We start from the raw sequence: 14,954 nt of genomic DNA on the forward strand, positions 1-14,954 counted from the left end.
TGCCACCATCACTACTTGTGATGAATATTGTATTATCAGCAGACGAGAAGCAAGCCTCAGATGAGGTTTATGCCAAACTGAATTGATTTTAGTTCATTTACATCATGATTCTAGTCTAAAACGTCAATACTTTGACTTTTAGCCAAAAAAAAGACGCAACCAGTGCGTCTATTTTTAATCACGAAATAAGATATTAACCCGCTTCAGAATGCGCAGAAATATTATGTTTATCTGCAGGAATTGCATCCCAACCTTCTTTGATAGTACGTAAAATATCACATACATCATCAATCGCTTTCACATCATTATTTACGTTAGCTTCAGAAATTCTACGCAACATAAAGTCATATAAATCACTCAAATTTCTAGCTATCTGGCCACCAGCATCCATATCTAGGCTATTGTTTAAACCAGTAATAATCCCAATAGCTTTGCCAATGTACATACCTTTATTAGACAAGTCATTTTGTTCAATCGCAAGACGACTTTGTGCTAAACGTTGCAGTGCCCCCGCAAACATAAGCTGAATAATACGATGTGGTGACGCAACAGTAATTTCACTCTCTAAAGACACCTTACGATACGATTGCAGTGATCCTCTCATAAACACCTACCTGTTTAAATCTATAGTCTCATAAACACTAATCTGGCGCTTATTCTTATTACCTGCATGTAATAATGCTTGTCTATCTGCCATAACAACACTTGCTTTACCTGTGTACCCTTGAGTAAGTTCAAGCTGATGTTGAAGATAATCAACATCTGTCATATTAGCATCAGCCACTAATACATTGAGTAAAATTTGACGCTCTCCAACCAGTACCTGCAAGTTCGACACCAACTCGTCAGATTGAGGTGCTTCAGCAGGAAGCTGAGTCAGTTTATTTAAAATTTCACTCAAAAGGACATTAAGCTCATCGAGTTGTTTCACTTATACTCCCCTTACTCATTTATAATTTCACTATCGTTTTTTAACTGCTCCAGGAAGCGAATTCAAACGATCAACAAGACCACTGCTCTGCTGATTTAGTTTTCCAACGACAAGATCCATCGCATTAAATTGCTTCGTTAAACGGGCTGTTAGTTGATCCATTTTAAGCGTGAAAGCTTCTCTTCTATCTGTAAGCTGGCTTTGTTGATTAGTATATCCGGTTTGACGTGACGCAATTAATCCTCGAGACTTGACATAACTATCTGCAAGATCATTAAAGCGATTAGCAAGCCCTTTATCTGGTGTCGAGAATAATGCCTCAACACTGGCCATATCTTCAGAGATGACTTTATTAAGTTTAGTATCATCGACAGACAACTTACCATATCTATCTGTTTTTATACCAATATCATATAATGCTATCGAACTGCCGCTATCAGTTGGCACTCGTTCACTCGATATACTTCGGAGTTGCGATTCTATAGAACGGATCATAGAGTCGCCCTGTAATGCAGCTGCTGTTTTTTTCTCTTTATCATAAGACGACATTTTATCAACTGCAGTCGCTAAACTATTGTAGGCATCGACAAAAGCTTTCACATTTGTCTTTACTGCATCATCATCTTGTTCAATTTTTAACGTAGTCGTCTTAGAAACATCAGCATCAGTTAAGTTTAACGTCACCCCTGCAATAGCATTTTTAACTTCATTAGTTTGCGAGGTAACTTTCTGATTATCGATATAAACAACTGCATTTTTAGCATCTTGAAGCGTGGAGATATTACCAGCACCGAACATATCATTTAGTCCAGTTCCAGTCGTGTCATTAGCTGTAATACTAATTTGATTGTCTTCACCTGACTTATCTGAACTAAAAACCAATCGACTGCCTGCATCACTGGTAATAACAGTTGCAGTTACGCCCGCATTATCTGGGGATTCATTAACTTTTTTAGCAATCGCAGCAAGTGAATCGGTAGCCGAAACATCAATGGCGAAATTCTTACCATTGATACCAAAATCAAGGCTCCCTTCACCTACAGGTAATGCAGGATCTGCAACATTTTTTCCAGCAATTTTATGATTTACCGCAAGTTGCTCAACTTTAATACCATAGCTACCCGCTTGTGCAGTTTTGTCTGTTGTTGCTGACAAATAAGTTTGATTACTAACAGAAACCTTACGCAGATTGAGGGCATCGCCAGTTTGAAGTTTTTTTAAGGCATCTTGAAACGTAGACAACGCACTTTTTAAGGTTCCCATAGCAGAAACTTTTGCTTTGATGCTGTCTTCCGTTTTATTAAACATCGCTTCTTTCGGTGTTTTTTCGGCATCAACTAAAACTTGCACAATTTCACTAATTTTAAGGCCAGATCCCATGCCTGTTGCTGTTAATGCCATATAGACCTCTCAATCAAACGTACTTACAAATATTTATGCTTCTGTTTTCATCAAAAGCCCTGTGACTTCTGATAGTTTTTCTGCCAAGGCTAATGCTTCTTCACTCGGCATTTGTCTAATCACATCACCAGTATCTCGGTCAAGTACAGTCACAACAGCTTGTCCAGAGTTCTCATCAACCTTAAATGCTAAACCTTTACGCATCATAGACATCATATCAGACAACTCTGTGGCAACTTGAGCCAGCTTACTCGGGTTCTGTTCATTTTTAGTTACATCTTGTTCCGCAGCTTGTTCAATAGCCGTATTTCGCTTTAACTCAGCATCTGGAGCAGATGCTTTTAGTGGCGTTTGAGCTAAATCAACCTTACTGTGAAGCATAGAAGGTGAACTTGCTATATTGATATCCATAGCCATACCTCAGCAAATTTAGTAATAACTTTAAATAGTTACATTAAAATTACCCTATAAAACTACATTAACCTTTAAAGTGGCAAAGGGAGATCCGTCACCGAACCTCCCTTATCACTTTCTCACTATTCTGCGTTAAACTACAGCAGTGACAAGGCCACTTGAGGTAACTGATTGGCTTGGGCCAACATTGCAGAACCCGTTTGTTGTAACACTTGATTCTTGGTCATTTGTGATGTTTCTTTCGCGAAATCCACATCAACAATTCGGCTCTTCGCATCAGCAACGTTTGCTTGAGTATTAGCACTGTTACTAATGTTGTATGCTAGACGGTTTTGTTTAGCACCTAAGTTAGCACGCTGACTATCAATCGTTTTAATGGCAGCATCAATCGCAGCGAGTGCAGTTGAACGGCCAGCTGAACTTGCAACAGACAAACTATTAACAGATAACGCACCAGCATTCGTTGCTTTTACTGAAATCGTAATGTCTTCGGCTTCTTGGTGTCCGACTTGGAATGTCTTACCTGCGGAGAAATCACCATTCAGTAATTTTGTGCTACCAAATGCAGTTGTATCACCGATTGCTGTAATTTCTAATGCCAGTTCATCAATTTCGCTTTGCAATGCTGTCAAATCATCAGTACTGTTAGAACCGTTCTCTGCTTGTACTGTCAAATCACGCATACGTTGAAGCATGTTAGTCTGTTCTTGCATCGCACCTTCAGAAATCTGGGCGATTGAAATGGCATCGTTAGCATTGCGCATACCAACATCAAGGCCACGCACTTGGCTGTTTAGTCGGTTCGATATCGCTAAACCAGCAGCGTCATCTTTGGCACTGTTAATACGCAGACCACTGGATAAACGTTCCATAGATGTGGCCAAACCGCCTGCGGAAGTATTTAAATTCTTTTGAGCTTTTAATGAAGTGACGTTTGTGTTTACTGTAATGGCCATGATCGTTTCCTCTTTATACCTGGCTTGTGAACTTGCCTGTCTACTTAAGCCAGGCGGGTCTTAGTGGTTACAGTATATTTAACGGCAGCATCTTTTTTAACTTTAGAGTTATTTTTTAAAATATCTTGATTTTAAAAAATAACTCTAATTATCATAAACATAAATATAAACTCCTATAAAACTTTGCCTACTTTTCTAGATAATTCTAGAACAAGTAGGCAAAAGCACTTCATATAACATCACGCAAGTAACATTAACCCAGAAGAGATAATGCAACTTGAGGTAACTGGTTAGCCTGTGCAAGCATTGCAGAACCCGTTTGTTGTAACACTTGATTCTTAGTCATAACTGAAGTTTCCTTCGCAAAATCGACATCCACGATACGACTCTTAGCATCAGCAACGTTGGCTTGAGTATTAGCACTGTTACTAATGTTATAGGCCAAACGGTTTTGCTTCGCACCTAAATTGGCTCGTTGATTGTCAATTGTTTTAATGGCAGCATCAATATTCGCAAGTGCAGTTGAACGACCAGCTGAAGTCGCTACGGATAGCGAATTAACAGATAAACTTGCAGCATTAGTTGTCCCTACCGAAATAGTGACATCCTCAGCTTCTTGGTGCCCTACTTGGAAGGTTTTACCCGCAGAAAAGCCACCAGTCATTAATTTGGTATTACCAAACGCCGTACTATCACCTATAGCAGTAATTTCTTCTGCTAATTGATCCATCTCTTTTTGCAATGCAGTCAAGTCATCAGTGCTATTCGCACCGTTTTCTGCTTGAACAGTCAAATCACGCATACGCTGCAACATATTGGTTTGCTCTTGCATCGCACCTTCGGCAATTTGAGCAATTGAAATCGCATCATTTGCGTTACGCATACCCACATCTAAACCGCGCACTTGGCTGTTCAAGCGGTTAGAAATGGCTAGACCAGCGGCGTCGTCTTTCGCACTGTTAATGCGTAGACCACTGGATAAACGTTCCATTGAGGTCGCTAAACCGCTACTGGAAGTATTTAAATTCTTTTGTGCCTTCATTGAAGTCACGTTGGTATTTACTGTAATAGCCATGTTGAGTTCCTCTTCCTAGTTATACCGCCAAGGCTTGGAGCTTGGCTAAATTTTTAACAATTTATCTTACAGATGGATAGGTACTTGCTTTCTGTTAAATAAAGTCGAACAGGGAAACAGAACCCACCTTACTAAACACGCTAGAGACTGCGTTCAATGCAAGCTGTTGCTTTTCAAATTCCGTAATCGCTGATGCATAATCGAGATCTTCCAAGAGTGATAGCGCTGATGAATTCACCACTTTCTCCTCGGTATGAGTCTCTTTGTAACTCTCGACAACTTTCAGATTATTCCCCGCCACACTTCTGGCAGAACTAATTTGATTGACGCCACTATCGATGTTATTCAATATCTGTGCCAACTGAGCTCGCCCTTGGGGAGTGTTGGCAGAATTAGGGTCTTCAATTAATGCAATCGCACTGCTGATCGTATCGAAAATACTGACTTCGGCCTGCGGCTCCATGGTGAAACTATCGCCAGCGCTGGGTTTTCCATCAATTTTAACTTCTATACCATTAAAACTAACGGGATTAGTGGCATCGAAGTTAACTACGTTTGCGACGGGATTACTTGCAGAATCGAGCACTTGCAAGTTAGTACCACCGGCACCATTATCAGTGAAGTTAAATGTATATGTATCAGCCACATAAGTTGCAGCGTCAGCAATTTTTGCTGTTTTAACGCTAAACTCCCCCTGCTGGCTGGCCAAATAATTGACGCTATAATCACCAAGTCCATTGGGTGCTTTCATAAACGCGCTATCGCCAGGGATGTTTGTCCCCATGGCAACACCCGTTTGTACTAAACTATTTTTGACGCCAGAGTCGCCGCTATACACTATTTTAGGCGGCGTCGAGTTATCAAAAGCAAAAGGTTCTTTATCGGTACTGAAACCAGAGAACATATAATTGCCAGATTCATCCTTACTATTGGCAATAGAGAGCAATTCTTCTAAGCTGCCTTTCATCTCTTCGGCAATCATTTGCCGCTCAGTTCCTGAGAGTGTGCCGTTTATCGCTCGCATAACTTGCTCACGCATAGAGCCAGTTAAATCTTCAGCACTACCGAGTTTACTTTCTGCCACAGCAAGACGATTTGTCGCATAGTCAATATTTTTCATAAACTGATCGACTAGCGCATTTTTCTGATTCAGATTATCAATACCCTGTGACGCCACAGGATCATCACCAGCAGTATTGACTTTCTTACCACTGCTCAATTGGTCAAGAATTTTGCTGGTCGCCGTTTGCTTTTGCAGCACACTGGTAATGCTTTGATTAAAAATCTGCGCGGATGATAATCGCATAGTTAAATCTCCTAACGCACTGAGGATAATAAGGTGTCAAAAATCTGCTGTGCAGTCGTCATGATCCGCGCAGAGGCTTGATAGGCTTGCTGAAAACGCATTAAATTTGCTGCTTCTTCATCTAAGTTCACACCCGACTCACTCTCTACTCGCGCATAAGCTTGTTGATACACGGCCTCTGCCGAACCAACACGCACTTCAGCCGCTTTCGTTTTACTGCCTACCTCGAGCTTAGTGTTCTCGAACACATCAGCTAGGGTCGACTTTCCCCCATTCATCACCTTACTTTCGCTCAACTTAGCCATAGCGACAGCATTAGAGTTATCCCCCGCTGCGAAGGATAAATCGAAGGTAAATCTGTCATTGCCTGCAGCCGCTTTGCTGTCAACTTCAAAGGTAAAACCAAAAGCGCTAATACTCGGAGGCGTATAAGGGGCTGCAGCCCCAAGGGAAGTTCCCGCGGCGTCGAATGCTTCATAGGTTGGAGGCAAAACTGTGGTATCGAGCTTTATCGTCAACTCACTGCCCGTTACAGGGAAATTTGCGGCATTACGATTGCTAATTTGAGTCAACTTCACTTGGGTACTGCCCGAGTTAGCTGCATCTGCGGTAATCTTTGGTGATGCGGCGGCAATGCCTTTAGGGTCTTTCATGACCACTTCAATGCCATTTGAAGCACCCGCTGTCGGGCGAATGGCAAAACGATCGCCAGATGCCATAGCGCCCGCTTTTATGTCAATTGAAAATCCAGATCCACCCGATAAAGTTGAGCCAGTTAACGTCAGTGGCGTGATTGCCCCCGTTTTCGAATCTCTCAGCTCATAAGTTGCAGGCGCGGTAAATGACAGTTCGTAGGCACCACCAGTTAATAAACTGGTGTCATCTATGGTGACGCCTAACATTGCATTACCCGTATTACCAGAAAATCCTGCTGCACGGCCCAAAGACATCATAGGATCGTTGATATCTTTGAAGATATTGGCACCAACTTGCCCATTGAGGTCAATACCTTGTGCTTGCATTTTATTGAAGTTATCAGCCACGCCCAAGGCTAATTGGTCGAGCTCATGACCCGCGGGAATTAACGTTTGATCACGATAATCAAAAATGGCCCCTAACTGACCGCCAAGTTTACTCGGATCAACAGTGACACTTTGCGAACCAATACTTGAAGTCAATTGGAGCTCATTCGGAAATGGATCACCCGCTTGGACTCCCATCGTCATAGCAATTTCGCCAGAAACCAACATCACTGAGCCACCGAGCATTACGCTCTTAGCACCATTTTCTAATGGAATAACATTCACTTGAGCGTACTGGCTTAACTCTTGAACAAGTGCATCTTGCTTATCAAGCAACTGCGCATCCTGATTCGGCGACTTCATTAACTCTAGGTTTAAATTTGCCAGTTCTGTACTGATCTCATTGATACGCTTAGTCATACCAGTGATCTGGTCATTGGTCTGATTAAGCTGGCCATTCAAATACGACTGCATCTGATTAAGACTGCTGGCAACTTGCTGTGCGTTTGTTAGGGTCGAACTCCGAATACCCAAATCTGCAGGCAAATCAGCCACACTATTCAGCCCCGAAAACAGGTCATTCAAGCTTTGTGGCACAACTTTACCTACCTGTGAAAACAGCTGATCTAGCTCACTCAATTTACCGTAGCTGGCTTCGGCGGCACTTAACGTTGTTTGGCCAATGCGTAACTCTCTTGCAGCATAGTCATTGTAGATACGCTTAACGTCATTAACGTAAGTTCCTGTGCCATAAAAGCTACTACCAAAACGCTGCGATTCAAGAGTCGACTGGGTTGCCACTTGTCTGTGGTAACCAGCGGTATTGGCGTTAGCTATATTATTACTGGTAACACCCAGTTGCGACTGGGAGGCAAGCACCCCAGTTCGCGCTATATTCAGTAGATCAACGGCCATTAGTTGACACTCCTATGAACAAACAGGGTTGTAAGATTCATCATTTGTCTTCTCCTGGCAGAATTGATTTCAGTTCTTCACTGATCGACTGCATCACTTTAATCACTTTTTCAGCGTATCGAGGATCAGTGGCATAACCCGCATCCTGCAAAGCTCGGATGAATTGAGTAGGGGAAGCGGCCACTTTTTTCGCATCTTGATAACGTTCACCTTCGGCAATGAAGGACACAAAATCGTTAAAGCTATGCTCGAAGTCACTATAAACTCGGAAGTCAGCTTTTTGCTGAACAGCAACACCGTGCTCAAATTCTAGGGTACTGACGTTAGCCTTATCGCCTAACCAACGACGATCAGCTTTAATGTTGAATAGGTTATGACTCGGCGCACCGTTATTGCCGCGGACGATTTTTTGTCCCCAGCCAGTTTCCAGTGCTGATTGCGCCAATAATACTTCTGGTTGGGTACCTAATGTTTTTGCGGCTTTTTCAGCATGTGGATATAAGGTCGCTAAAAATTCTTCTCGACTACCAAACCTGACAATCTTTTGGGTTTCCCTAAATGCTGCCGTCGGCAAAACTTGGCCGCTAATCACAGGTTCTACCACTGAAAGTGATTGTTCACTCCAGCTCGGCTTAGGCGTATCGATAGCCAGTGAACGATTAGGCGCATCAATGTCCATTGATGAATTGGCATCTTCAGCTCTATCCGGTTCAAATACGGGCCGAGCGATAGCAGCCGGCACACCATGATTTACAACTGTGGGTTCAACCACAGGAGCGGCTGAACTCTGCATAGGCACATTAAGCGCTTTATCGTCGTGGAGCATTTTCATGCCACCATCGTCACGCAATACCGATGCAGGCGTGAAATGACTTGTTTCGGGAGAGAGTTGCTGCACCATCATATCGGCAAGGCCCAATACACCTTTGTCAGATAAATCGACCGATAACTGCTGATCGCGCATCTGCTCGTAAAACTGAGTGTATTGGCTATTGAGTGGACTATCAGACTGAAAAACCGCATTGGCATCGCGCATACTTTTCATCAGCATTTGCACGAAAATACCTTCAAATTGTTGGGCAACCTTTTTCAAGGCGCCCTTCTCATCTTTCTGAGCCTGGGCGCGGAGTGAATCTAGCCCGCCCAAGTCAAGAAAATGTGATGAACTTGAAAGCTTTTCCATGATTTTCCCGACAGAAATTAGATGATGATAAGTTCACCATGCAAAGCTCCTGCCACTTTTAATGCTTCAAGTATTGCTAACACATCTGAAGGGGCTGCACCGACTAAGTTAACCGCTCTAACCAGCTCATCCAGCGTAGTGCCTGGATTAAACATAAACATACGGCGGTCACTTTCTGTTGCTGTAATCGTACTATTACTCGTGACGGTTGTTTGACCATTTGCCAACGCGTTAGGCTGCGAAACCTGTGTCGCCTCCGCAATCGTGACAGTCATGCCGCCATGGGTAATCGCCGCAGGGAGTAAGCGTACGTTTTGCCCAACCACTATGGTTCCAGTACGTGAATTAACAATCACTTTGGCAGATTCCTCTGCGGGAACAACATCAAGGTTTTCAAGCGTTGCTAAAAAGGAGACCCGTTGTGATACATCACGTGGAGCAGTTACCTGAACAGACGTCGCATCTAAAGGACGCGCCATATCAGGACCTAATAGATCATTGATCGCATCGGCCATTCTCTGCGCAGTAGAGAAATCCGAACGACGTAGGTTAAACGTCAAATAATCGCCAGTTGAAAATGGGGTTGCTACACTACGCTCAACAATCGCGCCATTCGGTATACGACCTACAGTTGGCGTATTTTGAATCACCTTTGAACCATCTAAACCATCGGCACTAAAACCACTCACCACTAAACTACCTTGGGCTATGGCATACACATTACCGTCTACCCCTTTCAAAAAGGTCTGTAATAAGGTGCCACCGCGTAAGCTTTTGGCTTCGCCTAAGCTAGATACTGTCACGTCAAGATCTTGACCAGGTTTGATAAAGGCAGGCATATCCGCGTGTACGGCTACCACTGCAACGTTTTTAATTTTCGGTTTGACGTTGTCAGGAAGATTAATCCCAAAGTTTTTGAGCATAGTCATAAAGGTCTGCTCGGTATAACTGGTTTTTTCCCCAGTTCCCGGCAAACCGACCACTAAGCCATAACCAATCAACTGGTTACTACGCACACCTTGCACATTGGCAATATCTTTAATTCGTTCAGCCTGACTAGGTAGAGAAAACACTAGCATGGCAACGGCTAACACCAGTTTATATTTCATGATACGACTCCTTAGAAAGGCCACCAGTCGCTCATAAAGAACTGGCTTAACCAGCCCACTTTTTGAGCATCTGCGAAAGTGCCTGTGCCACTGTATTGGATACGGGCATTAGCCATTCGCGTTGAATCGACAGTGTTATCGGGTTTAATGTCCTGCGAGCGAACGAGACCAGTGACACGAATAAACTCATCACCATTATTAATTGAAATCCATTTTTCACCACGGATCACTAAACTGCCGTTGTTTAGCACTTGCATCACGTTTGCCGAGATGCTGCCATCTAGACTATTGCTCTGATCCGCATCCGATTCACGCTTAGTGTTCATGCTATCTTTGTAACGCAAATCAATTGGCACTCCGCCAATGGACACATTACTACCACCTGCAAAGATGGGATCTAAGCTCATGTCTGAACCTTTTTTGATCTGATTGCCTGCACTCTTCTTAGCTTGAGTCGATTCCTTCAATACGATAGTGATAATGTCACCGACTTTGTGGGCGCGTATATCCGAATACAAGCTAGATGCTTGGCTGTCTTGATAAATAGAGCCAGTTGCGGCAATTTTTGTCGGCGGTGCCTCTGGGTATACCGGCGCGTAAAAGGGATCATCCGCAAGGGGTTTCTTTTGCGTCGAGCTACAAGCTGCAAGCAATAACGCGACGGCCAACACAAGATATCTAGCCATGATGTTTGCCTCTATAAATTCTGAGTCACATAAGACAGCATTTGATCTACCGCTGAAATCACTTTTGAGTTCATCTCGTAAATGCGCTGACTTTCGATAAGGTTCACCAGTTCCTCGGTCACGTTCACGTTAGAGGTTTCTAAGGCGCCTTGACGAATAGCACCCATACCATCTAACGAAGCGGTACCTTGAATGGGCGTGCCGCTCGCACCAGTTTCCGTATATAAGTTTTGTCCCATAGGATCTAAACCCGATGGATTAATAAAATCCGTCATAGTCAACTGACCCACGACTTGGTTCTCAGCGGTACCCGGCGTTTTTACTGAAACCTCACCCTCTGCGGAAACGGTAATACTGGTCGCATTATCAGGAATAGTGATCGCGGGTTGTAGCAAATAGCCAGAACCTGGCGTCACAATCTGCCCCGTATCGTCTAAGGTAAACTGACCATTTCGAGTATAAGCAGTGGTTCCATCAGGGAGCTGGATTTCAAAAAATCCAGGACCTTCAATCATGAGATCCAGTGAGTTATCCGTCGTCAGCATGTTACCCTGAGTAAACATTTTTTGAGTGGCGACGACTTTCGTACCCGCACCTATGTTTAATCCGTTGGGTAGCTTAGTGTTAGATGCACTAACACCACCCGCTTGGTTAACTGTTTGATAGAGTAAATCTTCAAATACTGCGCGGCTTTTTTTGTAGCCCACAGTGCTAGCGTTCGCTACGTTGTTTGAAATCACTGAAATATCAGTTTGCTGTGCGTCTAAGCCAGTTTTACTAATCCATAACGCCGGATGCATAATCTATCTCCTAACTAATACGCATTAATGAGGATGAAGCGCGATCATTCTCTTCCGCGGTTTTCATCATCTTGACTTGCAATTCAAACTGGCGCTGAAGATCAATCAAAGACACCATTTCATCAACAGGGTTAACGTTACTGCCCTCTACGGCACCACTTTCAACTGCGACGAAAGGGTCAGCTGGTGCTGGTTCGCCTGACATTTGTCGAAATAATCCATCTTCACCACGCATCATCTGCGCATTGCCGGGATTAACTAACTTCAATCTCGCCACTTCTTCTATCACTTCAGCAGTCGCCCCTTGAGGGCGAACAGACACTATGCCATCCTGTGAAATTGACACTTTATCAATAGGTAATGGCAGCACTATCGGGCCAGCGTCCCCCATTACTGGATTGCCTCTGTCGTTATACAACATGCCCGTCGCATCGAAACTGAGACTACCGGAACGGGTATAAGCTTCACTGCCATCTTTCGCCTGAACGGCAAACCAGCCATCGCCTTTAATGGCAACATCGAGATCCCGTCCAGTGGTTTTTATCGGACCAGAGCGAAAATTAGCTGACGGAGATTCTGTCATCGCAAACACCCTTGAAGGCAACCCTTCACCGAAGGCTTGCATCGATCTGGCCTGCGCCATATCTGATTTAAAACCATCGGTATTAGCATTGGCTAAGTTGTTCGCACGGAGTGCCAGCTCATTCATATTTTGCTTAGCGCCACTCATGGCGACATAAAGGAATTTGTCCACAGACTGCTCCGTCAAATTTTCTACATGACGATATCAAAGCAAGCATCGTGCCAATAAAAATTAATTTTAATTTACTGATAAAATTGAAGAATAAGGAAATGAAGTGAGTTGACAGCAAGATAAAGGCTAAGTGTTGCCACTGGCGGCAACACTTAGTTAAATAAAGTAATGATTAGCGGATTTGTAATACGGTTTGTTGCAGCGTGTTATTCACTTCAAGGGTACGGGAGTTCGCTTGGAAGTTACGCTGCGCCGAAATTAAATCGACCAGTTCAGTCGTCAAATCGATGTTCGATTGCTCTAACGCCGATGAACTGATGCTACCAAAAGTTCCACTATTTGCCTCACCCGCTAACGCTGGACCTGAAGCTAAACTGGCTTTCCACGACGTATTACCCACTTGCGTTAAACCTTGTTCGTTAGCAAAACGAACTAAAGCAACCCGTGCTAAAGGCACGGTTGAACCATTAGAATAACTCGCGGTCACTAAACCATCTTCGCCGATTTCAACGTTAGTTAAGCGACCTACAGTCGTACCATCTTGTGTCAACTCAGTTGCACCAAAAGGAGCCGCATATTGCGTTGGGGCATTAAACTTCACAGTCAAATCTTGAGTACCATCGGCACCAGGCCCTAAAACACCCGCACCACTGACGCCCAAAGCCTCAGTCTTGACTATAGCAGGATCACTACCAGTGTAGACACCAACAGAATTGAACTTGAGTACAGAGCCTTTCCAACCACCAGCAGTTTGAGCTGTGCCCGTTGCATCAGGCGTACCATCGCCGGTGGTATCTGTTTGATAAGTACCAGCAGGACCGGCTAGATCGACTTGTTTTCCATCAACAGCATAGTAAGCCACCCAATTGTTCTCACCATTGTACGAACCATCTTTAGGCTTAACAAAATAAGTTGTCATAATATGTGGCTCACCGAGTGAGTCATAAATTGTCATTGATGTAACGTTATTGTAGGTTTTTGCATCTAGAGGATCGAATGCCGCGGGGTCGAGTGCACTTTCCTTAGCATTTAAGTTCATTTGTAAAGTAACATTCTCAGTCTTTACAGGGCTACCCGCAGTGTCTGGTATTTGTACCGGCTTAGCCGTCGTTAAACTCACTGATGTTGAGTTCCCATCTTTATCCACTGGGAAAGTTTGCAAATAATTACCAGAAGAATCAACCATGTAATTATTTTTATCGACCTTAAATGCTCCAGCACGGGTAAACGAGTGGTCTAATGTACCCAGTTCAGAGGCTGTAACGAAAAAGCCACCACCTTTAATCGCCATATCAAGGGAGTTATTCGTCAGCTGTAAGCTACCTTGATGGAATTGCTGTGCCACTTGACTCGTAGCAACACCACCACCGACAGCAGTTTTAGCATTTGAAAAAATAGAATTAGCGTAAACATCCGCAAATTCAGCACGGGATTCTTTAAAGCCAATGGTGTTCGCATTAGCAATGTTATTCGCCGTAGTGTTTAAATCTTTCTGCGCGGCAGAAATGCCACTCAATGCAATGTTAAACGACATAATTCACCTCTACACTTGACTCAATTCATTTATGAGCGACTTACGCCCAATTCGGATACTGCAAAAATTCTTTTAGGCAAACTTAGGTTTCAGACACAGCTAACACATCGGTTAACTTGATACCCATACCGCCTCTCAAGTTAAGAATCGCGCCAGTACTGGCCGTACCGAGAGAAACGCTGGTCACATGAGCATAGGTCGAGACTGGCAATTCTTGGGATTTCCCATCCACTAAACCACTCGCCTTGATCGTATAGTTACCTGCGGTTACAGGGTTTCCATCTTTATCGAGGCCATCCCAGTTAACATCGACATTGCCCCCCTTACTGCCATCAACTTTAAAGGTGGTCACAACTTGGCCTTTCTCATCCTCAACACGTACAGTAACTTCAGGAATTTTAGCTGGCGTGCTAATCACACCTTTTATTGTTGGGCTTTCAGCTGAAATGTTACCTGTATCAGTTGGGATCAATACCTTGCGACCAACAAGTCCTGATGCCTGTAATGCTTGGCTTGATGTCATAACACCGTTTAAATTAACGATTTCCTTATTCAACTTAGTAATACCATCAACCGTCGAGAATGATGCCATCTGTGCAATCATTTGGTCGTTGTCGACGGGCTTAAAGGGATCTTGCATCGATAACTGTTGGCTTAATAACGAGAAAAAGTCATCTTGAGTTAACTGCTGGCTTTTTGCTTCCGGTACTATTGAATCTTTTGGCAAACGTATGCCATCAAGAAACGGATTACCCGTTGAGCTGGTTGATGAATTCGTCGTAACGGCATTTGGCTGACTCTTATTTTGAGCCGTCTGCGCCGACGCTTGGTTAATTTGATTAATGAGGCTCACAGCTTACCTCCTAAG

Annotated in this window: 15 protein-coding genes; all 15 read right to left on the minus strand. The window is 43.6% G+C overall.

What is annotated here, in order from left to right; genetic code table 11:
• Positions 1–193: 193 nt before the first annotated feature.
• Complete coding sequence (fliS, locus tag GWI56_RS08030) at positions 194–604, minus strand: flagellar export chaperone FliS (protein ID WP_028761195.1); 411 nt, start codon at positions 602–604, stop codon at positions 194–196.
• Positions 605–610: 6 nt separating this feature from the next.
• Positions 611–931: a flagella biosynthesis chaperone for FliD, FliT gene (locus tag GWI56_RS08035; RefSeq protein ID WP_198572628.1), complete on the minus strand. Its 321-nt coding sequence runs from the start codon at positions 929–931 to the stop codon at positions 611–613.
• A gap of 30 nt (positions 932–961) precedes the next feature.
• Entirely contained in the window at positions 962–2,332 is a 1,371-nt protein-coding gene (gene fliD, locus GWI56_RS08040; protein WP_198572629.1) for a flagellar filament capping protein FliD, read from the minus strand.
• Between the two features lie 33 nt (positions 2,333–2,365).
• Positions 2,366–2,743: a flagellar protein FlaG gene (locus GWI56_RS08045; protein WP_131523081.1), complete on the minus strand. Its 378-nt coding sequence runs from the start codon at positions 2,741–2,743 to the stop codon at positions 2,366–2,368.
• Positions 2,744–2,883: 140 nt separating this feature from the next.
• Positions 2,884–3,702 carry a flagellin gene (locus GWI56_RS08050; RefSeq protein WP_198572630.1) on the minus strand — a complete coding sequence of 273 codons (819 nt, stop codon included), beginning with the start codon at positions 3,700–3,702 and terminating at the stop codon, positions 2,884–2,886.
• Positions 3,703–3,955: 253 nt separating this feature from the next.
• Positions 3,956–4,777, minus strand: coding sequence for a flagellin (locus GWI56_RS08055; RefSeq protein ID WP_028761199.1), 822 nt, complete (start codon positions 4,775–4,777; stop codon positions 3,956–3,958).
• Between the two features lie 94 nt (positions 4,778–4,871).
• Complete coding sequence (flgL, locus tag GWI56_RS08060) at positions 4,872–6,083, minus strand: flagellar hook-associated protein FlgL (protein ID WP_198572631.1); 1,212 nt, start codon at positions 6,081–6,083, stop codon at positions 4,872–4,874.
• A gap of 11 nt (positions 6,084–6,094) precedes the next feature.
• Entirely contained in the window at positions 6,095–8,020 is a 1,926-nt protein-coding gene (gene flgK, locus GWI56_RS08065; RefSeq protein WP_198572632.1) for a flagellar hook-associated protein FlgK, read from the minus strand.
• A gap of 40 nt (positions 8,021–8,060) precedes the next feature.
• Complete coding sequence (flgJ, locus tag GWI56_RS08070) at positions 8,061–9,203, minus strand: flagellar assembly peptidoglycan hydrolase FlgJ (RefSeq protein WP_028761202.1); 1,143 nt, start codon at positions 9,201–9,203, stop codon at positions 8,061–8,063.
• Between the two features lie 17 nt (positions 9,204–9,220).
• Positions 9,221–10,312 carry a flagellar basal body P-ring protein FlgI gene (locus tag GWI56_RS08075; RefSeq protein ID WP_028761203.1) on the minus strand — a complete coding sequence of 364 codons (1,092 nt, stop codon included), beginning with the start codon at positions 10,310–10,312 and terminating at the stop codon, positions 9,221–9,223.
• Between the two features lie 11 nt (positions 10,313–10,323).
• Positions 10,324–10,998: a flagellar basal body L-ring protein FlgH gene (flgH, locus tag GWI56_RS08080; protein ID WP_028761204.1), complete on the minus strand. Its 675-nt coding sequence runs from the start codon at positions 10,996–10,998 to the stop codon at positions 10,324–10,326.
• Positions 10,999–11,009: 11 nt separating this feature from the next.
• A complete protein-coding gene (gene flgG / locus GWI56_RS08085; RefSeq protein ID WP_028761205.1) occupies positions 11,010–11,798 on the minus strand; it encodes a flagellar basal-body rod protein FlgG in 789 nt (262 codons plus the stop codon).
• Positions 11,799–11,808: 10 nt separating this feature from the next.
• Positions 11,809–12,552: a flagellar basal-body rod protein FlgF gene (gene flgF / locus GWI56_RS08090; RefSeq protein WP_105251930.1), complete on the minus strand. Its 744-nt coding sequence runs from the start codon at positions 12,550–12,552 to the stop codon at positions 11,809–11,811.
• Between the two features lie 172 nt (positions 12,553–12,724).
• Positions 12,725–14,086 carry a flagellar hook protein FlgE gene (gene flgE / locus GWI56_RS08095; protein WP_113939455.1) on the minus strand — a complete coding sequence of 454 codons (1,362 nt, stop codon included), beginning with the start codon at positions 14,084–14,086 and terminating at the stop codon, positions 12,725–12,727.
• Between the two features lie 82 nt (positions 14,087–14,168).
• Positions 14,169–14,939 carry a flagellar hook assembly protein FlgD gene (gene flgD / locus GWI56_RS08100; RefSeq protein ID WP_168824475.1) on the minus strand — a complete coding sequence of 257 codons (771 nt, stop codon included), beginning with the start codon at positions 14,937–14,939 and terminating at the stop codon, positions 14,169–14,171.
• Between the last annotated feature and the right edge of the window lie 15 nt (positions 14,940–14,954).

The sequence above is a fragment of the Shewanella sp. DW31 genome, assembly GCF_015767295.1.
Classification (GTDB): domain Bacteria; phylum Pseudomonadota; class Gammaproteobacteria; order Enterobacterales; family Shewanellaceae; genus Shewanella; species Shewanella oncorhynchi.